Here is a 25,876-nt window from a genome sequence, read left to right on the forward strand (position 1 = left end):
GCGTGGTATCGCAAATCGAGGCGTATTTCGAGCAGCGCCAGGAGCGGGTGTCGTTGCCCGTGCGACTTTACGCGCTTGTTGACGCGCTGCTTTTTGCAGGCGGCGAACAAATCAAACGGCCACTGGCCACCATCGGATTGTTCGACGGTACGGCAGACGCGTCGTTGGCCGACGCAGGACCGTGGCTGATCGATTTTGCAGAGACAACAGGCGACGTGCGGCAGTCGTTGTTCGCAATGGGCGAGAGTACCGCGGGCGTGTCGTGGCTGATCAGTGCATATCCCTTCGCTGCGCTCGCAGAGGAGCTCGCCAGACGGCTGGACGCCCGTCTGCCGGACGGGCGCACGGCATTGCTTCGCTTCTACGATGCGCGACTGATGAGCGAGATTACGAGCCTGTTTTCGTTGGCGCAGCGCGCCGAATTCTTTGTGCCGGCGTTCGATTGGCTCGTGCAGATCAATGGCGAACTCACGAAGGTGCATCCGCATGCTTGAACTGACGACGGAGCAGATAGCCGCGCTTGCCGAGATCGATGCAAAGCGATTCGTTGAGAGCGTGCGCGCTGATTTCTGCAGAGAGGATCCGAAGCTCGCCGACGACACCACACTTTCTTCGCGACTGTGGCGGGCGTTCAAAGCTGCGCGTGAACTGGGTATTGAGCGTGACGACAATCTCGTCGCTTTCCTTCGTCTCGAGGCTTACGCGCCCAGCTTTTACGACCAACCCGCGATACATGCGTGGTTGACACGGCCGGGCCGTTCTGCCGACGAACGTTTCCACGACTATTTGCGCGTCATGCGTTGGAAAATCGAACATCCCGAATTTCGGAGAGGATTGAATAATGGCGGGTCTGGCGATACCAGTGATAGAGGGGGCGGTGGAAGCCCTTGGGCCGATCTTGGCGCGCGCTGGCGCAGCTTTATTGGGCGGGGCAGCAGTGGGGGCAACGGGTAGCCTGTCCGGCGACACGAAGAAGGAGGACAGCAAAGCTGCGCCCGCTGTGCGAACCTTGCCGCGCACGGACGAAAGCTGCAAGAAATGTCCGGCCGAGGAAGGCTTGAAGGTGCGTGTCAACCATGGGGTAAATTGGACTTCGTATCGGTATCAAGCGCGAATCACAGGGTTCCCGTTCGATAGCGAAGAGTGCCGATGGAGTGACGAATGGAAGTGGCAGGGCATCGATTTCGACGGCTTCATGCCGGCTGCCTGCATGCTGCAGGAGACAAAGGGCGATTACGACCAATTCATCGACCCGTTCACCGGCGAGGTGAAGCCGTTTTTCAGCGGATTCATCGGGATGCAAGAGCAGATCGTGACGCAGGCAAACGCGGTCAACTCGCATCCTCCGGCGCGGCTGACGTGGTATTTCATGACGCCGCTTGCGCGACAGTTGATGCTTCGCGTGCTCACTCGCCAACGCGTCCTATCAGTTTACGAACCGTAATCTATGAACATTCTTGCGCAATTTCGTGACCCGCCCGACTTCGCCAGTACGGGACAGTTCGATGTTCATCTGCGGCGCTTGTGGGCCGTCGTAGAAGTGCTTGCCGCAAAGGACGACCGCCTTGCGCAATGGTTTTTGACGGGCGAAACGGAAGAAGAGGCACGCCTGTATCCGGTTTTCGAAGCTCGAGGCGTGCCGTCGTCCGCCATATTGGCCGTTCTGTCCACCCGCTACGAAGGCGCGAAGAAGAACCGGCCCAAGGTGATCGGATTCTGGAACGGGCACAACAGTCCAACGGATGGCGCGCAACTAAAACTCACGATTGACGCTGGCGTGATGCCGTCGGAAATCGAAATTGACCTACCGGACCAGTCTGAGCCGATCCAGCGATTAGGTGATTGCGTCGCGATGCAGACGGTTGTTTCCGAGATTGCTGGCAGCTATAGCCCACTCTATGTGTCGGTCGCGCCAAAAGCATATTTCGAGCGGCAGGTCTTTGACGACAAGCCCGGCGTCGGCTGGATGCTGTACCTGCCGCGCAAGATCACCGTGCAGCAGGTTCCCGAAGCGCGGGCGCTCGTTCCTGTGAAGGGGAAAGACGGCAAGGAAATCGGAACGATCATCGTGAGCGTCACGGATGCCGTGTTCTCGGTGGACAACCCGGAGCATGTCGAGGTCGCGAACCGCATCGAAATCCGCCTGGTCGATCAGGACCTGCTGCCCGCCTACGCGGATCTGTGAATGTGACACTCGCGAGTAAGAACGCGCGCCGCCCGATCGCCGGTCCGTTGCTTACCCGTTATTTGGGAACTCGCTGCGGTCGCAAACAAAAACTGAAGCAAGTAAAGCGATCGCTCTAAAAAAAATCGCCCCAAAAAGAAACCCGGCGCGAAGCCGGGTTTCAAAAGGACGGGTATCGAACAGATATCAGGCAGGTGCCTGGATGTTCGATGCCTGCTTGCCTTTCGGGCCTTGCACGACCTCGAAGGTCACCTTTTGGCCTTCCTTGAGGGTCTTGAACCCATTCATCTGGATGGCCGAGAAGTGTGCAAACAGATCCTCGCCGCCTTCATCGGGCGTGATGAATCCGAAACCTTTTGCGTCATTGAACCATTTGACCGTACCAGTTGCCATTCCAACTTCCCCTGTAACTCATGTCACTACCACGAGCCCTCGAAAAGCTCGACGACCGCGCAATGCAGCCGCTCCCTCCTCACAAGCTCACCATCGGCATTTTTTCGAATTTGGCGCAGTGAAAAAAGTGCCAGCTTGATTGTTGAGGCTCTTTATTCGGGTGTCAAGAAAATTTTGAGACGTCGTTGTACGCGTTGCAAACAGGCCGTTTCCAGGGGTTTTTCCCGCTTTCGTTATGTGCGGTTGCGCAAGCGGGCTGTCTTGAAAAGTCGCATAATCGTCTCACATGCAGTTCTGCGGGTGGCTTTGCTGCCGGTGGCGCGAGCGGGCTGCGCCCAGCCAGCTCCGGCAGGTTGTGCGATACTCGATCCGACTGCGGCGCAACAGGCCGCAAGGCAACATCTGGATCGGGGCCGGCTCCGCAATCGGCTCGTTGATTGGCGCACGCGGGCGGTGCATTTCCGCCGGGCGGCAGCGTTCGGGCGTACTGGCCGGCTGGCCGGGTTTTGACAGGATTGCGGGCCTGTCCTAGTTGTTTAGAATGGGTGTATGGCGATTATCCCGGACAAGCAGGACGGCACCGTACTGGAGCGGCAGGAGAAAAAGCTCAAGCCGCCATCCATGTACAAGGTGGTGCTGCTGAATGACGACTTCACGCCAATGGAATTTGTCGTGATGATCGTGCAGGAATATTTCAATAAAGATCGTGAAACCGCAACACAGGTTATGTTGAAGGTGCATCGCGAGGGCAGGGGAGTTTGTGGGGTCTATACGCGGGACATCGCGTCGACCAAAGTCGAGCAAGTCGTTACCCACGCACGGCAGGCCGGGCATCCGCTGCAGTGTGTGATGGAGGAAGCATGATTGCCCAGGAACTGGAAGTCAGCCTGCACATGGCGTTCATGGAAGCACGCCAGGCGCGGCACGAGTTCATAACGGTCGAACATCTTTTGCTGGCACTGTTGGACAATCCGACAGCGGCGGAGGTGTTGCGTGCATGCGCGGCCAATATCGAGGATCTGCGCCAGAACCTGCGCAACTTCATTCATGACAACACGCCGACCGTGCCAGGCACGGACGACGTCGACACGCAGCCCACGCTGGGTTTCCAGCGTGTGATCCAGCGCGCGATCATGCATGTGCAGTCCACCTCGAATGGCAAGAAGGAAGTGACCGGCGCGAACGTGCTGGTCGCAATCTTCGGCGAGAAGGATTCGCATGCGGTGTACTACCTGCAGCAGCAGGGCGTGACGCGTCTGGACGTGGTCAATTTCATCTCGCACGGCATCGCCAAGACGAGCGGTTCGGACGCCGCGAAAGCGAGCGACGCGAATGCCGAATCGGACGAAGCCGCGGCGCAGAAAGAAACGCCGCTCGCCCAGTTCACGCAGAACCTGAACCAGATGGCGAAAGACGGCCGCATCGATCCGCTGATCGGGCGCGAGTCCGAAGTCGAGCGCGTCGTGCAGGTGCTGTGCCGCCGTCGCAAGAACAATCCGCTACTGGTGGGCGAGGCCGGCGTCGGCAAGACGGCGATTGCCGAAGGGCTCGCCTGGCGAATTACGCGCGGCGAAGTGCCGGACATTCTGGCCGACGCGCAAGTGTATTCGCTCGACATGGGCGCGCTGCTCGCCGGCACGAAGTATCGCGGCGATTTCGAACAGCGCCTGAAGACGGTCCTGAAGGAACTCAAGGAGCGTCCGCACGCCATTCTGTTCATCGACGAAATTCATACGCTGATCGGCGCGGGCGCCGCGTCGGGCGGCACGCTGGATGCGTCGAACCTGCTTAAGCCGGCGCTCTCGTCGGGCACGCTCAAGTGCATCGGCGCGACCACGTTCACCGAATATCGCGGCATCTTCGAAAAAGACGCGGCTTTGTCGCGCCGTTTCCAGAAGGTCGACGTGACAGAACCGTCGGTCGAACAGACAGTGGCGATTCTGCGCGGTCTGAAGTCGCGTTTCGAAGAGCATCACGGCGTGAAATATTCGTCGGGTGCACTGTCGGCGGCGGCTGAGTTGTCGGCACGCTTCATCACGGATCGTCATTTGCCGGACAAGGCGATTGACGTGATCGACGAAGCGGGCGCGGCGCAGCGCATTCTGCCGAAGTCGAAGCAGAAGAAGACCATCGGCAAGAACGAGATCGAAGAAATCATCTCGAAGATCGCGCGCGTCCCGCCGCAAAGCGTGTCGCAAGACGATCGAAGCAAGCTGCAAACGCTGGATCGCGATCTGAAGAGTGTGGTGTTCGGGCAAGACCCGGCTATCGACGCGCTGTCGGCAGCGATCAAGATGGCGCGTGCCGGCCTCGGCAAGCTCGACAAGCCAATTGGCGCGTTCCTGTTCTCGGGCCCCACGGGCGTCGGCAAGACGGAAGTGGCGAAGCAGCTGGCGTTCACGCTCGGCATCGAGCTGATCCGCTTCGACATGTCCGAGTACATGGAGCGTCATGCGGTGAGCCGGCTGATCGGCGCGCCTCCGGGCTATGTCGGCTTCGACCAGGGCGGTCTGCTGACCGAGGCGGTCACCAAGAAGCCGCACTGCGTGCTGCTGCTCGACGAAATCGAGAAGGCGCATCCGGACATCTACAACGTGCTGCTGCAGGTCATGGACCACGGCACGCTGACGGACAACAACGGCCGCAAGGCGGATTTCCGCAACGTCATCATCATCATGACGACGAACGCGGGCGCCGAGGCAATGGGCAAGTCGGTGATCGGCTTCACGAACCGCCGCGAAACCGGCGACGAGATGGTCGACATCAAGCGCATGTTCACGCCGGAGTTCCGTAACCGTCTGGACGCGACCATCAGCTTCCGTGCGCTGGATGAGGAAATCATCATGCGCGTGGTCGACAAGTTCCTGATGCAGCTGGAAGATCAACTGCACGAGAAGAAGGTCGACGCGCTCTTCACCGACGCGCTGCGCAAGCACCTGGCGAAGCATGGTTTCGATCCGTTGATGGGCGCCCGTCCGATGCAGCGGCTGATTCAGGACACGATCCGTCGCGCGCTTGCCGACGAGTTGCTGTTCGGCAAGCTGATGAACGGCGGCCGCGTGTCGGTCGACGTCGATGCGGAAGACAAGGTGCAACTGACCTTCGACGAGCATCCGGCGCCGCGCAATCCGAATCCGGAAGCAGTCGAAGTCGAGTAAGCGTTCAGCAAGTCGGCAACGAGTTGGCCAAAACAGAAACGGCGTGGACCTCAGGGTCCACGCCGTTTTTTTATGTTGCCGCGAGCTTAGTGCTTGCCGGTGCTGCCGAAGCCGCCCGCGCCGCGCTCGCTCTGCGCAAATTCATCGACGATATTGAACCTGGCCTGCACGACCGGCACGATCACGAGTTGCGCAAGGCGCTCCATGGGGTTCAGCACGAATGTCGTTTCACCACGGTTCCACGTCGAGATCATCAATTCACCTTGGTAGTCCGAATCAATCAGACCCACCAGGTTGCCGAGCACGATGCCGTGCTTATGGCCGAGACCCGAACGCGGCAGGATCAGCGCGGCATAGCCGGGATCGCCGACATGAATCGCGAGTCCCGTCGGCACTAGCGCGGTGTCGCCCGGCTTGAGCGTCAGTGGTTCGTTCAGGCATGCGCGCAGGTCGAGGCCCGCACTGCCGCTGGTCGCGTAGGCGGGAAGCTGATCGCGCATACGCGCATCGAGGATCTTCAGGTCGAGATTCATGCAGGTTCGAAGGGTTAGGGTGTTGAAGCCGGGCGCTCGAGTTCGAACGCTTCGGCAAGAAGTTCATAGGAACGCAGGCGCGCCCGGTAACTGCCCGCGACGGTCAGCACGATGAGCTCGTCGGCCTTGAATTGCTCCTGCAAAGCGTGGAGCCGTTCGGTCACGACTTGCGGCGTGCCAATGATGCTGCGCGGTTTTTCGCGGTCGATCACCAACTGCTCGCGCTCGCCGTACTCCTGCGCGATGCCTTGTTCAACGGTCGGAATCGGCTCGTTCAGGCCATACGCCATTTGCACGCGACGCAGGTCGACGGCCTTTTCCAGGTTCGCGGCTTCCTGTTCCGTGTCCGCGCAAATCACAAAGACGGCGGCGGCCAGATACGGTTGCTGCGCCTCCCGGCTAGCCTCGAAACGCTCGCGATACGCGTGCGCGACCTGATGCCCGAAGTGGGCATTGATGAAATGCGCGAACGCAAAGCGAATGCCTAGTTGCGCCGCGAGCAGGCCGCCGAATTCGCTGGACCCCAGCATCCATAGCTGCGGACGCGTCGCGACCTGCGGTTGCAACAGCACACCTTGTGCTACATGGTCGGCAGGCAGCGCGCCGTGCATGAGTCCGACAAGATCGGCCACCTGCTGCGTGAAGATTGCGCCGCGATTGTAGTCGCCTGCGGCCACGGCTTGCGCGGTGCGCATGTCGCCGCCGGGCGCGCGGCCCACGCCGAGGTCGATGCGGTTCGGAAACAGGGCTTCCAGCATCATGAACTGTTCGGCGACCTTGAACGGGCTGTAGTACGGCAGCATGATGCCGCCGGAGCCAAGCCGGATATGCCGCGTGACGCTGCCAAGGCGCGCCAGCATTACTTCGGGGCACGGGTTTGACACCCCGCGCAAGCCGTGATGCTCGGCGCACCAGTAGCGGGTGTATCCGAGCTCGTCGGCGAGTTGCGCGAGCTCGACGGTGGCGGCAATCGCGTCCGCCACCGAGTGCCCTGCAATGACGGGCGTTTGATCGAGCACGGAAAGTAGCGTCATGTCAGTGGCTCCAGGTGCTTCGGTTCGCTCGGACTCGCTTTGCTTTGTACGGCCCGGTCCGCTTCGTTCAGGTCGCGGCGTGCCGCGGCAGGCTCAGCGAATCAGGCTGGTGTCGGGCAGACGCTTCGCGATCTCGGCGATCAGCGCGCGCGCGAGCGTCTGCTTGTCGGCGCGCGGCAGCCGGGTGGCTCCCCCGGCTTCGAAGAGGATGACTTCGTTGTCGTCCATGCCGAAAGTAAGCGGCCCCAGATTGCCGATCAGAAGCGGCACCTTCTTGCGCATGCGTTTTTCTTCGCCGTGCACCTCCAGATCGCCGCTTTCCGCAGCGAAGCCCACAGCGAACGGCGGATGCGGCAACGCGGCGACGGAAGCGAGAATGTCAGGGTTTTCGACGAACGAAAAAGTGGGCAGCGCATGGTCCGCTGCCTTTTTGATCTTGTGCTCGCTCGCGTGATCGACGCGCCAGTCGGCGACTGCGGCCACGCCAATGAAGATGTCCGCATCCGCCACCGAGCGCATCACCGCCTCGTGCATCTGCTGGGCGGTTTGCACGTCTTCGCGCAACACGCCCCACGGCGTGTCGAGCGCAACGGGGCCGGCGACGAGTTGCACTTCCGCGCCGGCTTGTTGCGCAGCGCGGGCAAGCGCGAAACCCATCTTGCCACTCGAACGATTGGTGATGCCGCGCACGGGGTCGAGCGGTTCAAACGTCGGACCGGCGGTGAGCAATACGCGGCGTCCGGAAAGAATCTTCGGCGCAAAGAACGATGCGATGGCTTCGTAGGTCGCCGCGGCTTCCAGCATGCGGCCGTCGCCGATTTCGCCACACGCCTGCGGGCCGGAGTCTGGGCCGAGTACTTCGATGCCGTCCGCGCGCAGTTGCGCGACATTGCGCTGCGTCGCCGGGTTTTGCCACATCTGCCGGTTCATCGCGGGCACGACGAGCAGTGGGCAATCACGCGCGACGCACAGCGTGGCGAGCAGATCGTCGGCCATGCCATGCGCGAGTTTGGCGAGGAAGTCGGTGGAGGCGGGCGCAATCACGATCGCGTCCGCTTCACGCGACAGATCGATGTGCGCCATGTTGTTCGCAATGCGCGCGTCCCACTGGCTGGTGTAGACCGGCCGGCCGGAGAGCGCCTGCATGGTGACGGGGGTAATGAATTGCGTGGCCGCTTCGGTCATGACAACCTGCACGGTGGCGCCCGCTTTGGTCAGTAGACGCGTGAGTTCGGCGATCTTGTAGCAGGCAATGCCGCCCGTCATGCCGAGGACGAGGTGTTTTCCTGCGAGTTCTGCGGTTGCCAACGAAAGCCTCCGACAAAGCGTGGTGGCCGGGCGCGGCGCGCTTGCACCGTTGCCGGCCGTCAAAGCGGACCTGTGGCGCGCCGCGGCGGGTCCGAACGTAATGAACCCGCCGCGCGCTGTTGAATGAGGCGCCGTTAGCGTGAGCCGCGCACGCGCCGCAACTCGTCGATCACAAGCAGAACCGCGCCGATGGTAATCGCGCTGTCGGCGAGATTGAACGCCGGCCAGTGCCAGGTGCGCACGTGAAAGTCGAGAAAGTCGATCACGTGGCCATAGGCGAGCCGGTCGATCACATTGCCGAGCGCGCCGCCGAGAATCAGCGCGAGCGCCGTGCAGAACAGTTTTTGCGCGCCGTGACGCTTGAGCAGATAGCAGATTACCAGCGCGGCGATCACGCCGAGCGCCGTGAAAGCCCAGCGCTGCCAGCCGCCCGCCATGGCGAGAAAACTGAAGGCGGCGCCGCGGTTGTACACGAGAATCAGATTGAAGAACGACGTGACCTCGTGTGGAACACCGTAGGCAAACACCTTCTGCACCGCGATTTTCGTCAGCTGATCGAACAGAATGACGATTAGCGCGACGCCCAGCCACGGCGCCAGCGAGCTGTTTGCCGCGGAAGCTTTGGATGTGGATTTCGCCATGGTTCTCGCCATTATGCCGCGCTCCTCGCTTCACCGTTGCCGAACAGATTGCTCACGCAGCGGCCGCACAGCGTGGGGTGCTCCGCGTTCGCGCCGACGTCCGCGCGGTAGTGCCAGCAGCGCTCGCACTTCAGATACTTCGACGTGATCACCTCGACGCCTTCTTCCGCTTCGCTGTCGACCTTCACCACGCTTGCGGCCGACGTGATCAGCACGAACTTCAGGTCGTCGCCGAGACTCGTCAGTGCGTCGTAACGCGCGCCGCTCGCGCGGATTTCCACTTCCGCCTGCAGCGACGAGCCGATCAGGTTCGCGACGCGCGCCTCTTCCAGCGCCTTGGTCACGTCGCCGCGCGCGGCGCGCAACAGCGTCCATTTGTCGAGCAGCGTGCCGGCGTCCGGCACGGCCGGGAACGCGTGATACGTCTCGGTGAAAATGGTCTCGCTGTCCGGCTGGAACACCTTCCACGCTTCTTCGGCGGTGAAGGAGAGGAACGGCGCCATCAGACGCAGCAAACCTTGCGCGACGTGATACAGCGCAGTTTGCGCCGAGCGGCGCGCGACCGAGTCGGCCGCGGTGGTGTACAGACGGTCCTTGAGCACGTCCAGATAAAAGCCGCCCAGATCTTCCGAGCAGAACGTTTGCAGTTTGGCGACCACCGGGTGGAACTCGTACTTGTCGTAGTGCGAGAGGATGTCGTTCTGCAGGTTTGCCGTAAGCGCTACCGCATAGCGGTCGATTTCGAGCCAGTCTTCCAACGGGCGCGCGTTTTTCGCGTAGTCGAAGTCCGACAGATTCGCGAGCAGGAAGCGCAGCGTGTTGCGAATGCGCCGATAGCTTTCCGTCACGCGTTTGAGAATTTCTTCGGAAATGGCGAGTTCGCCCGAGTAATCGGTCGAGGCGATCCACAAGCGGATGATTTCCGCGCCGAGGCGGTTCGCCACTTCGTGCGGATCGATGCCGTTGCCGAGCGACTTGCTCATCTTGCGGCCTTCGCCGTCGACGGTGAAGCCGTGCGTGAGCAGCGCGTTGTACGGCGGGCGGCCGTCCAGCATGGAAGCAGTGAGCAGCGACGAATGGAACCAGCCGCGATGCTGGTCCGAGCCCTCCAGATACAGATCGGCGGGGAACTGCAGTTCGTCTTTGTGCGAGCCGCGCAGCACGTGCCAGTGCGTGGTGCCGGAATCGAACCACACGTCGAGCGTGTCGCGGTTCTTTTCGTACAGGTTGGCTTCGTCGCCGATCAGCTCGCGCGGGTCGAGCGTTTGCCACGCTTCGATACCGGCTTGCTCCACGCGCTTCGCGACTTCTTCCAGCAACTCGAGCGTGCGCGGGTGCAGTTCGCCGGTTTCCTTGTGCACGAAGAAGGCCATAGGCACGCCCCATTGGCGTTGACGCGACAAGGTCCAGTCCGGGCGGTTCGCGATCATGCTGAAGAGGCGCTGCTTGCCCCATGCGGGATAAAACGCCGTATTCTCGATGCCTTCCAGCGCCGTTTCGCGCAGCGTCCTGCCGCTGTCGTTCGGCTTCACGTCCATGCCGGCGAACCACTGCGAGGTTGCGCGATAAATGATCGGCGTCTTGTGGCGCCAGCAATGCATGTAGCTGTGCGTGTACTTTTCGGTGCGCAGGAGCGACCCCGCGCCTTGCAGCGCTTCGACGATCTGCGGATTTGCCGCCCAGATCGACAAGCCGCCGAACAGCGCGAGCGATTCGATGTAACGGCCGTCGCCCATCACCGGATTGATGATGTCCGAGTCGGCCATGCCGTGCGCCTTGCACGACACGAAGTCTTCCACGCCGTAGGCCGGCGACGAGTGCACGATGCCCGTGCCGGTTTCGGTCGTCACATAGTCGCCGAGGTAGACGGGCGAGGTGCGCTTGTAGCCCGGATGCGCGGACGCAAGCGGATGATTGAAGCGCAGATTGACGAGCTTCGCGCCCGGCGTGGTGGCGACTACCCTGCCTTCCAGGTTGTAGGCCTTCAGGCAGGCCTCGACGCGTTCTTCAGCGAGAATCAGCAGACCGCGCGGCGTGTCGACGAGCGCATAGACGATTTCCGGGTGCAGGTTCAGCGCCTGGTTCGCCGGAATGGTCCACGGCGTGGTGGTCCAGATCACAATGCCGCCCTCGTTGCGCGGCAGCGCGTTCAGGCCGAACGCTTGCGCCGTTTTTTCCGGCTCGGCGAAGCTGAATAGTACGTCGATGGTCGGGTCGGTCTTGTCCTTGTACTCGACTTCCGCCTCGGCGAGCGCCGAGCCGCAGTCGAAACACCAGTTGACCGGCTTCAGGCCGCGGAACACGTAGCCCTTCTCCATGATCTTTGCGAGCGCGCGGATCTCGCCGGCTTCGTTCGCGAAGTTCATGGTCTTGTACGGATTGTCCCATTCGCCGAGTACGCCGAGCCGCCGGAAGCCGACCTTCTGCTTCTCGATCTGCTCGGTCGCGTAGGCGCGCGCCTTCTGCATGACTTCCGCTGCGGGCAGCGATTTGCCGAACTGCTTTTCGATCTGGATTTCGATCGGCATGCCGTGACAGTCCCAGCCCGGCACGTAGACCGCGTCGAAGCCCGCCATGTTGCGCGCCTTGACGATCATGTCCTTCAGAATCTTGTTCACCGCGTGGCCGAGGTGGATGTCGCCGTTCGCATACGGCGGGCCGTCGTGCAGGATGAACTTCTTGCGGCCTTTGGAAGCCGCGCGGATCTTCTCGTAGACCTTGCGTTCCTGCCATTCCTTGACCCATTGCGGCTCGCGCCTGGGCAGGTCGCCGCGCATCGGGAACGGCGTGTCGAGCAGGTTCACGGGGTAGCGTGACTGCGGTTTCGAATCGGCTTTCTTGTTGCTCATGATGTGGTCGCGGTGAATTCTTGATAAGCGCAGCGGGGCGCGGGTTGCGCACGATGCGCGAGAACGTTGGGCGCGCCCGGCGGGCATGTCGCGCTGTAGCGCGGACGCCTTTCGATGCGCGCAGCAAAGGTCCATGCGGTGTTGAACGCGCAGGGACCGCGGCGGCTATCTAATTCGGTCGGTGGCCGACGTGGCGAAGCCGGTGGAGCGGCTGCCCGGCGTGCCCGCGCCGACGGCCGCAAACCACGCGCGCGCATTGGCGACGTCGCGCGCAATGGCGGCGGTGAGCGTTTCCAGGTCGACGTACTTTTCTTCGTCGCGCAGTTTTTTCAGGAATTCCACGCGCACCAGCTTGCCGTATGCGTCGCCGTGCCAGTCGAGCAGGTGCACTTCGAGCAGCACGCGCCCCGAATCGTCGACGGTGGGGCGCAGGCCGAGGCTCGCAACGCCCGGCAGCGGCTCGTCGGTCACACCATGCACGCGCACGACGAAAATGCCCGCGAGCGCCGGACGCTTGTGCGCGATCGGCAGATTCAGCGTGGGAAAGCCGAGATCGCGGCCGAGCTTCATGCCGTGCACGACATGGCCGCTGATCAGATAGTCGCGGCCGAGCGCGGCGCGCGCCGCGTCCAGGTCGCCCGCCACCAGCGCCGCGCGCACGCCCGAGCTGGAAATGCGCGCCCCGGACGGATCGGCCACCGTGGCCATCTGCTCGACTTCGAAACCGTACTGCTGGCCTGCCGCTTTCAGCGACGCGAAGTCGCCCGCGCGCCTCGCGCCGTAGCGGAAGTCGTCGCCGATCATCACCCAGCGCGCGTGCAGCCCGTTGACGATGATCCGTTCGACGAACGCGTCCGGCGACTGGCTGGCGAACGTGTGATTGAAGTGCTCGACGACGACACGGTCCACGCCGTTGGTGCGCAGCGCCTCCAGCTTGTCGCGCAGCATCGCGATGCGCGGCGGCGCGCCTGCCGGGTTGAAGAATTCGCGCGGGTGCGGCTCGAAGGTCATCACGCAGACGGGCAGGCCGCGCGCGTCTGCGGCAGCGCGCACGTGCGCGAGCAAAGCCTGATGGCCGCGGTGGACACCGTCGAAGTTGCCGATGGTCAGTGCGCAGGGGGCACGGCTCTCGGCGTTGGGAAGACCGCGGAAAACTCTCACGATAGCGCGTCGGGGTAGGTCGGGCAGGGTGCCGCAAAACAAACGATTATAAACGCTCGGCGCCGCGCACGGCGGCGCGTCGCGGTTTGGCTGCCCCCGAATGATAAAATCCGCGCATGAAAAAACTCATCATCCTGATTTCAGGGCGGGGAAGCAACATGGAAGCCATCGTCCGCGCGTGCGCCGACGAAGGCTGGCCGGCGCAGGTCGCCGCCGTGATTGCCAACCGTCCTGACGCCGCGGGCCTTGCGTTCGCGGCGTCGCACGGCATTGCCACGGCGGTGGTCGATCACCGCCAGTTTCCCGATCGCGAGCGCTTCGACGCGGCGCTCGCCGAACAGATCGACAGCGTTGCGCCGGACCTTGTCGTGCTCGCCGGCTTCATGCGCGTGCTGACGGCCGGTTTCGTCGACCGTTACGCGGGGCGCATGCTGAACGTGCACCCTTCGCTGCTGCCGAGCTTTCCGGGCCTCAAGACGCATCAGCAGGCGCTCGACGCTGGCGTGCGCGTGCACGGCGCGTCGGTGCATTTCGTGACCTCGCAGCTCGATCACGGGCCGATCGTCGTGCAGTCGGCGGTGCCCGTCGTGGCTGGCGACACGCCCGCCACGCTCGCCGGGCGCGTGCTTGCCACCGAACACATTATTTATCCACGCGCGGTGCGCTGGTTCGTCGAAGGGCGCCTCGCTCTCGACGGCCTGCGCGTCACGCTTACGCCGCCGGAGCCGCAATGGCTCTTTGCCGGTCACACCGCCGGAGAGGGCGCATGAGATTACATGGTTTCCTGATTGGACAAACTGAGACGTTGCTGGCCGAAGTCCTAAGACTGAACGGTCCCGCCGACGCCACCACCAGCCGCTTTTTCCGCGCGCATCCGAAGCTCGGCCACGGCGAGCGCGGCGTGATCGCGGAAGCGGTGTTCGCGGTGCTGCGCCGGCGCATGGAGTTCGCTCATCTGGCGGAAAGCGGCGCAGGCAGCCCGGCGCGCCGCATGGCGCTGCTCGGTCTGATGCAGACGGCCGGCCGCAGCGCGCTCAAGCCGTTCGTGTCGGAAGCGGAGTCGAAGTGGCTCGACCACGTCGCGACCATCGACCCCGAAAGCCTGCCGCTGCGGATTCGCCTGAACCTGCCGGACTGGATCCACCAGGCGCTTGCGAAACGCTTTGAAGCCGCCGAGCTGGCGCAACTGGCCGCCGCGCTCAATTACCCGGCGCCGCTGGACCTGCGCGCCAACCCGATCAAGGCGAGCCGCGACGAAGTGCTGAGCGCGCTCTCGAAGGCGGGCATCGAAGCCGGCGCCACGCCGTTCGCGCCGTTCGGCGTGCGGGTGGCCGGCAAGCCGCCGCTCACCAAACTCGACGCGTTCCAGCAGGGCTGGCTCGAGGTGCAGGACGAAGGCAGCCAGTTGCTGTGTTCGCTGGTCGCGCCCAAGCGCGGCGAGATGATCGTCGACTTCTGCGCGGGCGCCGGCGGCAAGACGCTCGCGCTCGGCGCGGCGATGCGTTCCACTGGACGTCTGTACGCGTTCGACATCTCGGAGCGGCGCCTCGCCAAGCTCAAGCCGCGCCTTGCGCGCAGCGGCCTGTCGAACGTGAACCCAGTGCTGATCGACAGCGAACACGACGCGAAAATCAAGCGCCTTGCCGGCAAGATCGACCGCGTGCTCGTGGATGCGCCGTGCAGCGGCCTCGGCACGCTGCGCCGCAATCCGGATCTGAAATGGCGCCAGTCGCCGGAATCGGTCGCGGAACTCGCGCCCAAGCAGGCGTCGATTCTGGCGAGCGCCTCGCGGCTTGTGAAGAAGGGCGGGCGCCTCGTCTACGCAACCTGCTCGATTCTGGAGGCGGAAAACGAGGCGGTCGTGCAGCAGTTTCTCGCCGATCATCCCGATTTTGCGCTGGTTCCGGCGCGCGAGGTGCTGGCTGAGCAGCGCATCGACCTTGAAATGGGCGATTACCTGTCGCTGTGGCCGCACCGTCATGCGACGGACGGCTTTTTCGCCGCCGTGCTCGAACGGCAGAGCTGAGCGGCGGGACGAAATGCCATAGGTCTGTCGGCCGGCTCAGGGCGTCTGGCCTCATCTGATGCGAGCCGGCCATTTCAGCGACATCATGCAAAACCGTATCTTTGCTCATCTGTTTGGCGATCTCACGCGCGACTTCGGCCAGCCTGCAATGCTCTGGCAAGTCGCCGTGCTGGTCGGCACGCTCGCACTGGCCTGGCTCTTTGCGCGCCTCGCGCGCCGGGCGCTCGACTTGCGCCGTCAAACGCGCTACCAGACGTTGCGCTTCGGCGCGGAAAGCCTGAACCGCGCGTTTTTTCCGCTGATCGGCGCGGCGCTGGTGTGGCTCGCGCGCGCGATTGCGGGCCGGTTCATCCACACGTCGCTGCTCGATCTGGCGTTGGTGCCGCTGTTCGGCATCGGCCTGATCTACATTGTGTTTTTCTTCGCTCGACGTGTGTTCAGCCAGGACGGCGAGACGCATCCGTGGCTTTTCCTCGTCGAAAAGATTGTCTCGCTGCTGGTCTGGGTCGGCATGGTCCTGACCGTGATGGGCATTCAGGACGACGTGATCGCGTGGATGGCGAGCGTGCATTTCCGCGTCGCCAATGCGCACATGACGCTGCTGTCGCTTTGTACCGGCCTGCTGTGGGTGTGCGTGACGATGATCGTCGCGATGTGGCTCGGCTCGGCGTTCGAAGACAGGCTCATGCGCGCCACCACGCTCGACGCCAATCTGAAAGTCGTGGTGGCGCGCGTCGGCCGCGCAGCCTTCGTGCTGGCGGCGGTGCTCGTCAGCCTGTCGCTCGTCGGCATCGACATTACGGTGCTGGGCGTGTTCGGCGGGGCGCTCGGCGTGGGGCTCGGGTTCGGGCTGCAGAAGATCGCCAGCAACTATGTGTCGGGCTTCATCATCCTGATCGACCGGTCCTTGCGGATCGGCGACACGATCAACGTGAGCGGCCTGCAAGGCATGGTCACGCAGATTCGCACCCGCTACACGGTGGTGCGGGGCCTGGACGGCATCGAGACGCTGATTCCGAACGAGAAGCTGATTACCGACGTGGTGCAGAACCAGTCGTCCTACCTGACGCGCGGCTATGCGAAGGCGGCCGTGCAGATCGCCTATACGGCCGACGTCGAGCAGGCCATGGCGCTGCTCGCGCAAGCCGCCGAGAACGTGCCGCGCGTGCTGACGGACCCGGCGCCGACCCCTTATCTGGTGGGCTTCGGCGCCGACGGCATCAACCTTGAGCTCGGTTTCTGGATTGCCGATGCCGCAACCGGCACGTCGGCTGTGCGCTCGGCGGTCAATCGCAATATCTGGCAGCTCTTCTCCACGCACGGCATTTCCATTCCGTTCGCGCAACGGGAAGTGCGCATCATCGGGGCCGCCGGCACGGTGGCGAATCTCGGTAATCCGATTGCCCAACCGGTAACGATGACCGGTGCGGCTGCCAACCAGGCGGGCAACGAGGCAGACAACAAGGCAAACAACGCTCTTTAAGGGCACTTCCCCGCGCGCGGCTGGTCGAAATTCCTTCGACGCAAGCTATCGCCCGTTGATGTCGCACAAAAAATCCCTATTTGTTACAAACACTTGGAACGCTTCCAGTAGAATGTCGTCCAATCCCGCTGTATGCTTTCACTTTCTTGACACGTGCGGTTCGCGCGTGCCTCGTGTCTCTCGTTTCACAGGTAAATTGCCTTGTTGAATTCCTTGCTCGATTTCCTTGCCCACGGCCTGATGCACTTCTCGTGGTGGCAACTTGTGCTGTACACGCTCGCGGTAACGCACGTCACCATCATCGGTGTGACGGTGTACTTGCACCGCTGCCAGGCGCACCGCGCGCTGGAGCTGCACCCGGTCGTCAGTCATTTTTTCCGTTTCTGGCTGTGGATGACCACAGGCATGCTGACCGGCCAGTGGGCGGCTATCCACCGTAAGCACCACGCCAAGTGCGAGACGGAAGAAGATCCGCACAGCCCGCAAACCCGCGGCATCTGGAAGGTATTGCTGGAAGGCGCGGAACTGTATCGCGCCGAAGCGAAGAACGAAGAAACCATGCGCAAGTTCAGTCACGGCACGCCGAACGACTGGATGGAACGCAACGTCTACACGAAATACCCGATTCTCGGCGTGAGCCTGATGATGGTGCTGAACGTTGCGCTGTTCGGTGCTGTCGGGCTGACCGTCTGGGCCGTGCAGATGGTGTGGATTCCGTTCTGGGCCGCCGGCGTGGTCAACGGTCTTGCGCACTTCTGGGGCTACCGCAACTTCAATTCGTCGGACGCCAGCACCAACATCTTCCCGTGGGGCATCATCATTGGCGGCGAAGAGCTGCATAACAATCACCACACGTATGCGACTTCGGCCAAGCTGTCGAACAAGTGGTACGAGTTCGACATTGGCTGGATGTACATCCGTATCATGTCGGCATTTCGCCTGGCCAAGGTGAAGAAGGTTGCGCCCACGCCGCGTCTGACTACCGGCAAGCTTGTGCTCGACCAGGACACGCTGCAGGCCGTTCTGGCCAACCGCTATGAAGTCATGGCGCGTTATGGCAAGGCGCTCAAGCGCGCGTACCGTCAGGAGCTCGCGCATCTGAAGGAAGTCGGCGCACGCGAAAAATACCAGCTCATGCGCGGCGCGCGCAGCTGGTTCCACAAGGAAGAAGCGGGACTCGACGAGCCGCAGAAACGTCTGCTGCCGCAAATTTTCGCGAACAGCCAGAAGCTGAAGACCTACATCGACATGCGCAATGAACTCGCGGCAATGTGGGAGCGCTCGAATGCGTCGCGCGATCAGTTGCTGGTCCAGTTGCAGGACTGGTGCCACCGCGCCGAGGCGAGCGGCATCAAGGCGCTGCAGGAATTCGCGATGCGACTGCGCCGTTATGCTTGATCACGAAATCCATTAAAATTTCGTTACGTCACAAAACCCCGCGTTGGCGGGGTTTTGCTTTTTGGGCCGCCGAAAATGCAGCATGACACGAGGGCAATCAGCGGCAGCAAAGCGAAGGCAGAGGAAACTATGGATCAGCAGGCGATCAGGACGATCGAATACGATCGGCCGCAGGCGCAGGGTACTTCGTGCGGAATCGGACAGGCGTGGGCAAAGGTGCCGGACACGCCGTCGGCGGAGCAGAAGGTGGCGCTGAAGGAGCGCATCCGCGCATTGCTCGTGCGCGAGAAGGCTGTGCTCGTGGCGCACTACTACGTCGATGCCGAATTGCAAGAGCTTGCCGACGAAACCGGCGGCTGCGTGGCCGATTCGCTGGAAATGGCGCGCTTCGGGCGCGATCACGATGCGCAGACGCTGGTCGTTGCAGGCGTACGCTTCATGGGCGAAACCGCGAAGATTCTGAGCCCCGACAAGCGCATTCTGATGCCCGATCTCGACGCGACGTGTTCGCTCGACCTCGGCTGCCCGGCAGATGAGTTCTCGGCTTTCTGCGACGCCCACCCGGACCGCACTGTCGTGGTGTACGCAAACACTAGTGCCGCGGTGAAGGCTCGCGCAGACTGGATGGTGACTTCGTCGATCGGACTGGAAATCGTTGCCGACCTGCACGCGCGCGGCGAGAAAATCATCTGGGCGCCGGACAGACACCTGGGCGCTTATATCCAGAAGAAGACCGGCGCGGATATGCTGTTGTGGCAGGGTTCGTGCCTCGTGCATGACGAATTCAAAGGTATCGAACTCGACCTGCTTCGCGCAGAGTATCCGGGCGCGAAAGTGCTGGTGCATCCGGAGTCGCCAGCCAACGTGGTAGCGCTCGCCGATGTCGTCGGTTCGACCACTCAGTTGATCGACGCGGCGCGTACGCTCGATGCGACGCATTTCATCGTGGCCACGGACCTGGGCATTCTGCACAAGATGCAGCTCGCGGCGCCGGGCAAGACGCTGATTGCCGCGCCCACGGCCGGCAACAGCGCCACGTGCAAGAGTTGCGCGCACTGTCCGTGGATGGCGATGAACGGTCTCGCGAACCTGGCGGATGTGCTCGAGCGTGGTCACAACGAGATTTTCGTCGACCGTGCTATTGGCGAGCGGGCGCGCGTGCCGATCGACCGGATGCTGGACTTCGCGGCGCGTCACAAGAAGCGCGTGCGGGCAAGCGGCGACCTGGCCCGCGACGCGCAGTTGTATTCGAACGTGGGGGCGGCTTGATGAACGCGGTAGCGCAAAGCTCAGCAACAGGCCGTTCCGCCGGTTATAGCCCGGCCGACGCTGTATCGCCGCTGTTCGCCGAAATCCGCTCGCAGTACGGCGCGGCGTTCGACGCTGCGCTCGCGCGCAACGTCGCGGACGCGCTTGCAGAAGATATCGGCAACGGTGATCAGACCGGCCGCCTTGTCCCCGCGGACGAAGTGCGCGACGCGCGTGTGATCGTTCGCGAGGACGCAGTGTTGTGCGGCGTGCCCTGGTTCAATGCCGTCTTGCGCCAGGTTGATCCGCGCATCGAAGTCCGATGGTGTTATCGCGAAGGCGAGCGGATGTCGGCGGACACTCCTGTGTGCGAACTACGCGGGCCGGTCCGCGCGCTGCTTACCGCCGAACGCAACGCGCTCAACTTCCTGCAGTTGCTCTCCGGCGTGGCGACTGCCACGCGACGGTACGTCGACGCGATATCCCATACGCGCACGCGTATTCTCGACACGCGCAAGACTTTGCCCGGCTTGCGGCTCGCGCAGAAGTACGCGGTGCGTGTGGGCGGCGGTGCGAACCAGCGGCTCGCTTTGTACGACGGCATTCTGATCAAGGAAAACCACATCGCCGCCGCGGGCGGAGTGGGCCCAGCCATGAGTGCAGCGTTGGCACTGAACGCCGGCGTGTCGATACAGATCGAAGTCGAGACGCTGGAGCAGCTGGAAACCGCTCTGGCGCATCGCGCGCAATCCATTCTGCTCGACAATTTTTCGTTCGACGCAATGCGTGAAGCCGTCCGCATCACCGCTGGACGCGCAGTGCTGGAGGTGTCGGGCGGCGTGAACTTCGACACGGTCAAGACGATCGCGGAAACGGGCGTCGACCGTGTGTCCATCGGAGCGCTGACGAAAGACGTGCGCGCGACCGATTACTCTTTGCGGATCGTCTGACGCGGGTTTGCCGCGACCACGCGGTTCACCGAACGCCATCTGTGGCCCGAGCGGGCAGGCATGGCGTTGCCGGTTGCATCTGCTTGGTCCGTTGCCGTCACATCCTGCAAACGGATGCCTGCGGGCACAACGCCAAGCGCCACGCCCTGCGGGCACCGGCCCGCCCAGGCCCGCTTGCGTCACACGTTCCTGTTGCGTACGTGCTCAGGCGAAAGCACCGTCGGCAAGGCTTTAGGCAACGTTGCAGGCCAGTCGCGGCTGAAATGAAGGCCGCGGCTTTCGCGCCGTGAGCGGGCGCCGTCGACAATCAACGAAGCCACGTCCACCAGATTGCGCAACTCCAGCAGGTCGCGGCTCACCTTGAAGTTCGCGTAGTACTCGTGAATCTCCTCGCGCAATAAGGCGAGCCGGTGCCGCGCGCGGGCGAGCCGTTTGTCCGTTCGCACAATGCCCACGTAGTTCCACATGAGCCGGCGAAGCTCGTCCCAGTTGTGTGCGACCACCACTTCCTCGTCCGGGTCCGACACGCGGCTTTCGTCCCAATCCGGCAATGGTGCGTGAACAGCGCCGCTAAAACCTTCTTGCTCCATGGCGCGTGCGGCCGAACGGCCAATCACGAGACACTCGAGCAGCGAATTGCTGGCGAGGCGGTTGGCACCGTGCAGCCCGGTGCACGATGTTTCTCCGACTGCATAGAGACCCGCCAGGTCGGTACGGCCCGCGAGGTCCGTGACGACGCCGCCGCAGGTGTAGTGCGCCGCCGGCACGACCGGAATCGGTTCCTTTGTGATGTCGATGCCGAATTCCATACAGCGCGCAAGGATGGTCGGAAAATGCTCGCGAAGAAAGTCCGCCGGCTGATGGCTGATGTCCAGATACACGCAATCAATGCCGCGTTTCTTGATCTCGAAGTCGATCGCGCGAGCGACGATGTCGCGCGGCGCAAGTTCGGCGCGCTCGTCGTGATTCGGCATGAAACGCGTGCCGTCCGGCAGCTTCAGCAGGCCGCCTTCGCCGCGCACGGCTTCTGAAATCAGAAACGACTTCGCGTACGGATGAAACAGGCAGGTCGGGTGGAACTGGATGAACTCCATGTTCGAGACGCGGCAGCCCGCGCGCCATGCCATGGCGATGCCGTCGCCCGTCGCCGTGTCCGGGTTCGTGGTGTAGAGATAAACCTTGCCGGCGCCGCCGGTGGCGAGCACAGTGTGCGGCGCTTCAATCGTGACGGTGCGGCCGCGTTGCACGTCGAGCGCGTACAGGCCGTGACAACGGCGGCCCGGCAGTCCGAGCCGGTCGGACGTAATCAGGTCGATCGCGTAGTGATCTTCGAGCAGCGTGATATTCGGATGACGACGCACACGCTCGCTCAACGTGGTGACCACCGCGTGGCCAGTTGCGTCCGCTGCATGAATGATGCGCCGGTGGCTATGACCGCCTTCGCGAGTGAGGTGAAAGCCGAGTTCCGCGGCGTCGTCTTTCGTGAACGGTACGCCTTGCTCGATCAGCCATTCGATCGCGGCACGCCCGTTTTCGACGATGAAACGTGTCGCCGCTTCGTCGCAGAGGCCGCCGCCTGCAACGAGTGTGTCGCGTACGTGGTTTTCGACGCTGTCTGCCGAATCGAGCACCGCGGCAATGCCGCCTTGCGCCCAATCGCTCGCGCCTTCGGTCATCGACCGCTTGGCGATCACCGCAACCCGCCGCGTCTCTGCGAGGTTGAGCGCGACGCTCAGGCCCGCCAGACCGCTACCGACAATCGCCACATCGAATTCCATTGCTTGCATCTCCGTCTTTCGTTTTGCTGTGCCAGCGCGCGATTCACGCACTGCTAAAACGAGAAAGGATACGCGCCGCGGCGGTGGAGGGAAAGCTGGCCGGGTGGTATAGGACTGCGTCAACGCGAAGAGAGCTGCTGCGCGGGTGATCTGATAGGCCGGGAACAAGCGGAAGAAGACGCCTAAAGCCGGCCCAAGAGGCAAAAGCCCGCCCAAAAGAAAAAAGCCCCGCACTGATGCGAGGCTTTTTGCACATGTCTTTGCCTTCGTCAAAAGGCAGGAGAGCCAAGACTTACTTGATCTTGGTTTCCTTGTAATCAACGTGCTTGCGGACGACCGGATCAAACTTCTTGATCAGCATCTTTTCCGGCATGTTGCGTTTGTTCTTGGTGGTCGTGTAGAAGTGACCCGTGCCAGCGGTCGATTCCAACTTGATCTTGTCGCGTGCGCCTTTCGCCATGATTTACTCCTTAGGCTTCACCGCGTGCGCGCAGATCTGCGAGCACAGCGTCGATACCGTTCTTGTCGATCAGGCGCAGGCCGGCGTTCGAAATACGCAGACGCACCCAACGGTTTTCGCTTTCCACCCAAATGCGGCGGCTTTGCAGGTTCGGCAGGAACCGGCGCTTGGTTTTGTTATTCGCGTGGGAAACGTTGTTGCCGCTCATCGGCGCTTTCCCAGTTACTTGGCATACGCGTGCCATGAGAGCACTCCTAATACGCTAATTCTGAGTTCGAACGCCGTGAAAGTTTCCCGAAAAGAGTCGCGCTGAAATCAGGCACGTATCCTTTCCGGAACGCCTTGGTGGCTTCGGAACAGGGGGTTGGAAATAGGCAAACCGGAATTCTAGCAGGAAAAAGGCCGCAAAATCAAACCTTATTTGCGGCGGCGAGACGCGGCCCCAGGCCATTTGCGGCCGGGTTCACGCTTTCCCGATGCAGCCCAAACACCCCCGACAGGCGGTTCATCCGGCAGCGTCACGGCCAGCCGGCGCGGGCGAACGAGTACACACCCTCTGCGCCAATGACCAGGTGATCGACTAGTTGCACGTCGATTAGCGCAAGCGCCTCGCGCAACGAGCGCGTCAGGCTGCAGTCGCTCGCGCTCGGCTGCACGGCCCCGGACGGATGATTGTGCGCGACGATCAGGCTCGCCGCGTTGAGCGCCAGAGCGCGCCGCACGATTTCGCGCGGATACACGGCCATGCGCGTAAGTGTGCCGCGCGCGCTCTCCTCACTGCGGATCAACCGATGCCGGGCGTCCAGGAACAGCGAGACGAACACTTCCTGTGGCCGGCCGCGAATCAGGAGCCGCAGGTAACTTTCGACGACCTCGGGCGAATTCATCAGCGAGCGCCGGCGCATTTTGTCGACGAGCGAGCGGCGCGCCATTTCCATGATGGCGAGCAGTTGCGCTTTTTTCGCGGGGCCGATGCCGCGCAGGCCGTCGAAATCCGCGTAAGTCGCGTCGAGCATCGCCCGCAGCGAGCCGAAGCGGTCGAGCAGTTCGCGCGCCACGCTGAACACGTCGTGGCCCGGCAGTCCCGAGCCGAGCACGAGCACGATCATCTCGAGGTCTGACAGCACGCCGGGGCCCTGGTCGATCAGCCGCTCGCGAGGCATGTCGTGCTTGCGCCATTTTTGCGACTTGCGCCCTGGACGCGCTTCAGGCGCTTCAGGCGCTCCTCGTGCCTCGGGCACCTCGTGTGCCTCTGAGGATCCAGAGCATTCAGAGGATTCAGAGGATTCAGAGGATTCAGAGGATTCAGAGGATTCAGACGCATCCGGAGCGCGACTGACTGGCGGAGAACGAGCGAAATCCAACGTTGCTTCGTCGATTGTGGACGCATAATCAGACATATACAGACAATTCCTCCGCTGGGGGGGCGGGCCAGGTGCGCGTGATGGACGCAAGCCGAGGCCGGCCATGTGGCTTACAATAGACGCTTTGCGCACGGCACGCCGACGGTTTGCCGCACGCGTCGGGCTGCGCCAGCGGCGCACGCGTGAGAGCGCGCTTCGATTGAGCGAGCACTGCATGAGCATCATCGACATTTCCGAAGTGAAGGCCGGTTCACACGTGACGCTTCACTACCGGCTTTCCCTTGCCGATGGCGCCGAAGTCATCAACACCTTCAACGACAAGCCCGCCACGCTGCTGCTCGGCGCCGGTCAGCTCGCGCCGCCGCTGGAAGACATTCTGCTGGGTTTGAAGGTCGGGCACCATTCGACCTTTCAGCTAGCCCCGGGCGTCGCGTTCGGTCCGCGCAATCCGGAGTTGATCCAGCGCGTGTCGCTTGCCACGCTGCGCGAAAACAGCATGATCGGTGAGGATTTTTCGCCGGGCGACCTGGTCGAATTCAACGCGCCTGGCGGCGGCCGCTACGCCGGCGTTCTGAAAGAAGTGAACGAAACGTCGGCCCTGTTCGATTTCAACCACCCGCTCGCCGGTCAGGCGCTGGCGTTCGAAGTGAAAATCATCGGGATTCTGTAAACATGAGCATCGCGGATACGACCCTAGCCGAAACCGAGATCCTGCTGGCGCAGCCGCGCGGGTTCTGTGCCGGCGTCGATCGGGCTATCGAAATCGTCGAGCGCGCCATCAAGCTGCACGGCTCGCCGATCTACGTGCGTCACGAAATCGTCCATAACGCTTACGTCGTCGAAGATCTGCGCAAGAAGGGCGCAATTTTCATCGAGCGGCTGGAAGAGGTGCCGCCCGGCAATACGGTTATCTTTAGCGCCCACGGTGTGTCGAAAGCGGTGCGCAGCGAGGCCGAGTCGCGCGGGCTGCGCGTGTACGACGCGACCTGTCCGCTCGTAACCAAAGTGCATATTGAAGTCGCGAAGATGCGCCAGGACGGCTTCGACATCGTCATGATCGGCCACAAGGGTCACCCGGAAGTGGAAGGCACGATGGGCCAGGCGGGCGAGGGCATGCATCTGGTCGAAGACATCGAAGACGTGCAGGCGCTCCAGCTCGCCGACCCGGAGCGGATTGCGTTTGTCACACAGACCACGCTGTCGGTAGACGACGCGGCCGAAATCATCCGCGCGCTGAAGGCCAAATATCCATCCATTCGCGAGCCGAAAAAGCAGGACATCTGTTACGCCACGCAGAATCGGCAGGACGCCGTTAAATTCATGGCGCCGCAGTGCGACGTAGTGATCGTGGTCGGCAGCCCGAACAGTTCGAATTCCAACCGGCTGCGCGAGCTGGCCGAAAAGCTCGGCGTGCCTGCCTATATGGTGGACTCGCCGGACCAGATCGATCCGGTCTGGGTCGAGGGCAAGCGCCGGATTGGCGTGACTGCCGGCGCTTCGGCTCCCGAAGTGCTGGCTCAGGCGGTTATCGCCCGTTTGCGCGAGCTCGGCGTGCGCAATGTGCGCGCGCTTGAGGGCATCGAGGAGAACATCGCGTTCCCGCTGCCGCGCGGCCTGGGTTTGCCGGCCTGAATCCGCTATAGCGATCGTCGTAAGCGCGCCTTCGGGCGCGCTTTTTTTTGGTCCTGGCGCCAGGCATCGCTGAAAAAAAACGGTGACACATCGAGCGCGCACAAACTTTTTTCGCCGCATCCACCGATTTTTTTTGAAATTTCATCTGGCACTCAATTCGTTTTGCACCGATACGTCCCCTTTTCCTTGTCGTAATCTTACTGCAATCTTTTTTGGCGCACTAAGATGGTGCGGGACCGAGCGGGCCTCCGTTGCTGTCCAGACCCGACGCGAAC

Annotated in this window: 25 protein-coding genes; 14 read left to right on the plus strand and 11 right to left on the minus strand. The window is 62.5% G+C overall.

What is annotated here, in order from left to right; all coding sequences use genetic code 11:
* Positions 1-2 precede the first annotated feature (2 nt).
* From F757_RS0116095 to F757_RS0116110, 4 genes are read left to right on the plus strand one after another with little or no spacing between them, the layout of a single operon-like run.
* On the plus strand, positions 3-494 hold the full coding sequence (locus F757_RS0116095; protein WP_027212294.1) for a DUF4123 domain-containing protein: 492 nt from the start codon (positions 3-5) through the stop codon (positions 492-494).
* Complete coding sequence (locus tag F757_RS36615) at positions 487-954, plus strand: hypothetical protein (RefSeq protein WP_084530917.1); 468 nt, start codon at positions 487-489, stop codon at positions 952-954. Before F757_RS0116095 ends, F757_RS36615 begins: the two co-directional genes overlap by 8 nt.
* Positions 842-1,444 (plus strand): restriction endonuclease fold toxin 5 domain-containing protein, encoded by a 603-nt coding sequence (locus F757_RS0116105; protein ID WP_084530919.1) that lies wholly within the window; start codon positions 842-844, stop codon positions 1,442-1,444. The genes F757_RS36615 and F757_RS0116105 overlap by 113 nt, the downstream gene beginning before the upstream one ends.
* A gap of 3 nt (positions 1,445-1,447) precedes the next feature.
* Positions 1,448-2,185, plus strand: coding sequence for an immunity 52 family protein (locus F757_RS0116110; protein WP_027212297.1), 738 nt, complete (start codon positions 1,448-1,450; stop codon positions 2,183-2,185).
* A 186-nt stretch (positions 2,186-2,371) separates the two neighbouring features.
* On the opposite strand, the gene F757_RS0116115 is transcribed toward F757_RS0116110, so the two are convergent.
* Positions 2,372-2,578, minus strand: coding sequence for a cold-shock protein (locus F757_RS0116115; RefSeq protein ID WP_007180614.1), 207 nt, complete (start codon positions 2,576-2,578; stop codon positions 2,372-2,374).
* A gap of 549 nt (positions 2,579-3,127) precedes the next feature.
* On the opposite strand from F757_RS0116115, the gene clpS reads away from it, so the two are divergent.
* Complete coding sequence (clpS, locus tag F757_RS0116120; protein ID WP_006050100.1) at positions 3,128-3,442, plus strand: ATP-dependent Clp protease adapter ClpS; 315 nt, start codon at positions 3,128-3,130, stop codon at positions 3,440-3,442.
* Positions 3,439-5,736 carry an ATP-dependent Clp protease ATP-binding subunit ClpA gene (gene clpA, locus F757_RS0116125; protein WP_027212298.1) on the plus strand — a complete coding sequence of 766 codons (2,298 nt, stop codon included), beginning with the start codon at positions 3,439-3,441 and terminating at the stop codon, positions 5,734-5,736. Before clpS ends, clpA begins: the two co-directional genes overlap by 4 nt.
* A gap of 86 nt (positions 5,737-5,822) precedes the next feature.
* Here clpA and dut read toward each other — a convergent pair whose 3' ends face one another.
* The 6 genes from dut to F757_RS0116160 all read right to left on the minus strand — a co-directional run bounded on the left by dut (position 5,823) and on the right by F757_RS0116160 (position 13,262).
* Positions 5,823-6,269, minus strand: coding sequence for a dUTP diphosphatase (dut, locus tag F757_RS0116130; RefSeq protein ID WP_027212299.1), 447 nt, complete (start codon positions 6,267-6,269; stop codon positions 5,823-5,825).
* A 14-nt stretch (positions 6,270-6,283) separates the two neighbouring features.
* On the minus strand, positions 6,284-7,303 hold the full coding sequence (locus F757_RS0116135) for an LLM class flavin-dependent oxidoreductase (RefSeq protein WP_027212300.1): 1,020 nt from the start codon (positions 7,301-7,303) through the stop codon (positions 6,284-6,286).
* A 93-nt stretch (positions 7,304-7,396) separates the two neighbouring features.
* Complete coding sequence (coaBC, locus tag F757_RS0116140; protein WP_027212301.1) at positions 7,397-8,611, minus strand: bifunctional phosphopantothenoylcysteine decarboxylase/phosphopantothenate--cysteine ligase CoaBC; 1,215 nt, start codon at positions 8,609-8,611, stop codon at positions 7,397-7,399.
* A gap of 134 nt (positions 8,612-8,745) precedes the next feature.
* The gene (lspA, locus tag F757_RS0116150) at positions 8,746-9,264 is read right to left on the minus strand and encodes a signal peptidase II (protein WP_027212302.1); all 519 of its coding nucleotides are present in this window, start codon (positions 9,262-9,264) and stop codon (positions 8,746-8,748) included.
* Positions 9,264-12,101, minus strand: coding sequence for an isoleucine--tRNA ligase (ileS, locus tag F757_RS0116155; protein WP_027212303.1), 2,838 nt, complete (start codon positions 12,099-12,101; stop codon positions 9,264-9,266). The genes lspA and ileS overlap by 1 nt, the downstream gene beginning before the upstream one ends.
* A gap of 165 nt (positions 12,102-12,266) precedes the next feature.
* Positions 12,267-13,262, minus strand: a complete 996-nt coding sequence (locus F757_RS0116160; RefSeq protein WP_013340278.1) for a bifunctional riboflavin kinase/FAD synthetase — start codon at positions 13,260-13,262, stop codon at positions 12,267-12,269.
* Positions 13,263-13,378: 116 nt separating this feature from the next.
* On the opposite strand from F757_RS0116160, the gene purN reads away from it, so the two are divergent.
* The 6 genes from purN to nadC all read left to right on the plus strand — a co-directional run bounded on the left by purN (position 13,379) and on the right by nadC (position 20,367).
* The gene (gene purN, locus F757_RS0116165; RefSeq protein WP_027212304.1) at positions 13,379-14,032 is read left to right on the plus strand and encodes a phosphoribosylglycinamide formyltransferase; all 654 of its coding nucleotides are present in this window, start codon (positions 13,379-13,381) and stop codon (positions 14,030-14,032) included.
* The gene (locus F757_RS0116170) at positions 14,029-15,288 is read left to right on the plus strand and encodes an RsmB/NOP family class I SAM-dependent RNA methyltransferase (protein ID WP_027212305.1); all 1,260 of its coding nucleotides are present in this window, start codon (positions 14,029-14,031) and stop codon (positions 15,286-15,288) included. The genes purN and F757_RS0116170 overlap by 4 nt, the downstream gene beginning before the upstream one ends.
* Positions 15,289-15,373: 85 nt before the next feature.
* Positions 15,374-16,771, plus strand: a complete 1,398-nt coding sequence (locus tag F757_RS0116175) for a mechanosensitive ion channel family protein (RefSeq protein ID WP_027212306.1) — start codon at positions 15,374-15,376, stop codon at positions 16,769-16,771.
* A 201-nt stretch (positions 16,772-16,972) separates the two neighbouring features.
* Positions 16,973-18,169: a DesA family fatty acid desaturase gene (locus tag F757_RS0116180; RefSeq protein WP_027212307.1), complete on the plus strand. Its 1,197-nt coding sequence runs from the start codon at positions 16,973-16,975 to the stop codon at positions 18,167-18,169.
* Between the two features lie 129 nt (positions 18,170-18,298).
* Entirely contained in the window at positions 18,299-19,438 is a 1,140-nt protein-coding gene (gene nadA, locus F757_RS0116185) for a quinolinate synthase NadA (protein ID WP_027212308.1), read from the plus strand.
* Positions 19,438-20,367 (plus strand): carboxylating nicotinate-nucleotide diphosphorylase, encoded by a 930-nt coding sequence (gene nadC / locus F757_RS0116190; RefSeq protein ID WP_027212309.1) that lies wholly within the window; start codon positions 19,438-19,440, stop codon positions 20,365-20,367. Before nadA ends, nadC begins: the two co-directional genes overlap by 1 nt.
* A 179-nt stretch (positions 20,368-20,546) precedes the next feature.
* Here nadC and nadB read toward each other — a convergent pair whose 3' ends face one another.
* The 4 genes from nadB to radC all read right to left on the minus strand — a co-directional run bounded on the left by nadB (position 20,547) and on the right by radC (position 24,005).
* Positions 20,547-22,145 carry an L-aspartate oxidase gene (gene nadB / locus F757_RS0116195; protein WP_027212310.1) on the minus strand — a complete coding sequence of 533 codons (1,599 nt, stop codon included), beginning with the start codon at positions 22,143-22,145 and terminating at the stop codon, positions 20,547-20,549.
* A gap of 292 nt (positions 22,146-22,437) precedes the next feature.
* Positions 22,438-22,605 (minus strand): 50S ribosomal protein L33, encoded by a 168-nt coding sequence (rpmG, locus tag F757_RS0116200; protein ID WP_006050116.1) that lies wholly within the window; start codon positions 22,603-22,605, stop codon positions 22,438-22,440.
* 10 nt (positions 22,606-22,615) lie between these two features.
* On the minus strand, positions 22,616-22,849 hold the full coding sequence (rpmB, locus tag F757_RS0116205) for a 50S ribosomal protein L28 (RefSeq protein ID WP_006050117.1): 234 nt from the start codon (positions 22,847-22,849) through the stop codon (positions 22,616-22,618).
* A gap of 274 nt (positions 22,850-23,123) precedes the next feature.
* Positions 23,124-24,005 carry a RadC family protein gene (gene radC / locus F757_RS33670; protein ID WP_027212311.1) on the minus strand — a complete coding sequence of 294 codons (882 nt, stop codon included), beginning with the start codon at positions 24,003-24,005 and terminating at the stop codon, positions 23,124-23,126.
* Between the two features lie 178 nt (positions 24,006-24,183).
* On the opposite strand from radC, the gene F757_RS0116215 reads away from it, so the two are divergent.
* Positions 24,184-24,639 carry an FKBP-type peptidyl-prolyl cis-trans isomerase gene (locus F757_RS0116215; RefSeq protein ID WP_027212312.1) on the plus strand — a complete coding sequence of 152 codons (456 nt, stop codon included), beginning with the start codon at positions 24,184-24,186 and terminating at the stop codon, positions 24,637-24,639.
* 2 nt (positions 24,640-24,641) lie between these two features.
* A complete protein-coding gene (gene ispH / locus F757_RS0116220) occupies positions 24,642-25,601 on the plus strand; it encodes a 4-hydroxy-3-methylbut-2-enyl diphosphate reductase (RefSeq protein ID WP_013340268.1) in 960 nt (319 codons plus the stop codon).
* The last annotated feature ends 275 nt before the right edge of the window (positions 25,602-25,876 follow it).

Origin of the sequence: Burkholderia sp. WSM2232 (assembly GCF_000472545.1) — a bacterium.
Classification (GTDB): domain Bacteria; phylum Pseudomonadota; class Gammaproteobacteria; order Burkholderiales; family Burkholderiaceae; genus Paraburkholderia.

Bases quoted from the DNA above. Each gene is read 5' to 3' on its own strand.
- F757_RS36615 (WP_084530917.1), top strand. From the start codon at position 487: ATGCTTGAACTGACGACGGAGCAGATAGCCGCGCTTGCCGAGATCGAT.
- F757_RS0116105 (WP_084530919.1), top strand. From the start codon at position 842: ATGGCGGGTCTGGCGATACCAGTGATAGAGGGGGCGGTGGAAGCCCTT.
- F757_RS0116110 (WP_027212297.1), top strand. From the start codon at position 1,448: ATGAACATTCTTGCGCAATTTCGTGACCCGCCCGACTTCGCCAGTACG.
- F757_RS0116115 (WP_007180614.1), bottom strand. From the start codon at position 2,578: ATGGCAACTGGTACGGTCAAATGGTTCAATGACGCAAAAGGTTTCGGA.
- clpS (WP_006050100.1), top strand. From the start codon at position 3,128: ATGGCGATTATCCCGGACAAGCAGGACGGCACCGTACTGGAGCGGCAG.
- clpA (WP_027212298.1), top strand. From the start codon at position 3,439: ATGATTGCCCAGGAACTGGAAGTCAGCCTGCACATGGCGTTCATGGAA.
- dut (WP_027212299.1), bottom strand. From the start codon at position 6,269: ATGAATCTCGACCTGAAGATCCTCGATGCGCGTATGCGCGATCAGCTT.
- F757_RS0116135 (WP_027212300.1), bottom strand. From the start codon at position 7,303: ATGACGCTACTTTCCGTGCTCGATCAAACGCCCGTCATTGCAGGGCAC.
- lspA (WP_027212302.1), bottom strand. From the start codon at position 9,264: ATGGCGAGAACCATGGCGAAATCCACATCCAAAGCTTCCGCGGCAAAC.
- ileS (WP_027212303.1), bottom strand. From the start codon at position 12,101: ATGAGCAACAAGAAAGCCGATTCGAAACCGCAGTCACGCTACCCCGTG.
- purN (WP_027212304.1), top strand. From the start codon at position 13,379: ATGAAAAAACTCATCATCCTGATTTCAGGGCGGGGAAGCAACATGGAA.
- F757_RS0116170 (WP_027212305.1), top strand. From the start codon at position 14,029: ATGAGATTACATGGTTTCCTGATTGGACAAACTGAGACGTTGCTGGCC.
- F757_RS0116175 (WP_027212306.1), top strand. From the start codon at position 15,374: ATGCAAAACCGTATCTTTGCTCATCTGTTTGGCGATCTCACGCGCGAC.
- nadA (WP_027212308.1), top strand. From the start codon at position 18,299: ATGGATCAGCAGGCGATCAGGACGATCGAATACGATCGGCCGCAGGCG.
- nadC (WP_027212309.1), top strand. From the start codon at position 19,438: ATGAACGCGGTAGCGCAAAGCTCAGCAACAGGCCGTTCCGCCGGTTAT.
- nadB (WP_027212310.1), bottom strand. From the start codon at position 22,145: ATGGAATTCGATGTGGCGATTGTCGGTAGCGGTCTGGCGGGCCTGAGC.
- rpmG (WP_006050116.1), bottom strand. From the start codon at position 22,605: ATGGCGAAAGGCGCACGCGACAAGATCAAGTTGGAATCGACCGCTGGC.
- rpmB (WP_006050117.1), bottom strand. From the start codon at position 22,849: ATGGCACGCGTATGCCAAGTAACTGGGAAAGCGCCGATGAGCGGCAAC.
- radC (WP_027212311.1), bottom strand. From the start codon at position 24,005: ATGTCTGATTATGCGTCCACAATCGACGAAGCAACGTTGGATTTCGCT.
- F757_RS0116215 (WP_027212312.1), top strand. From the start codon at position 24,184: ATGAGCATCATCGACATTTCCGAAGTGAAGGCCGGTTCACACGTGACG.
- ispH (WP_013340268.1), top strand. From the start codon at position 24,642: ATGAGCATCGCGGATACGACCCTAGCCGAAACCGAGATCCTGCTGGCG.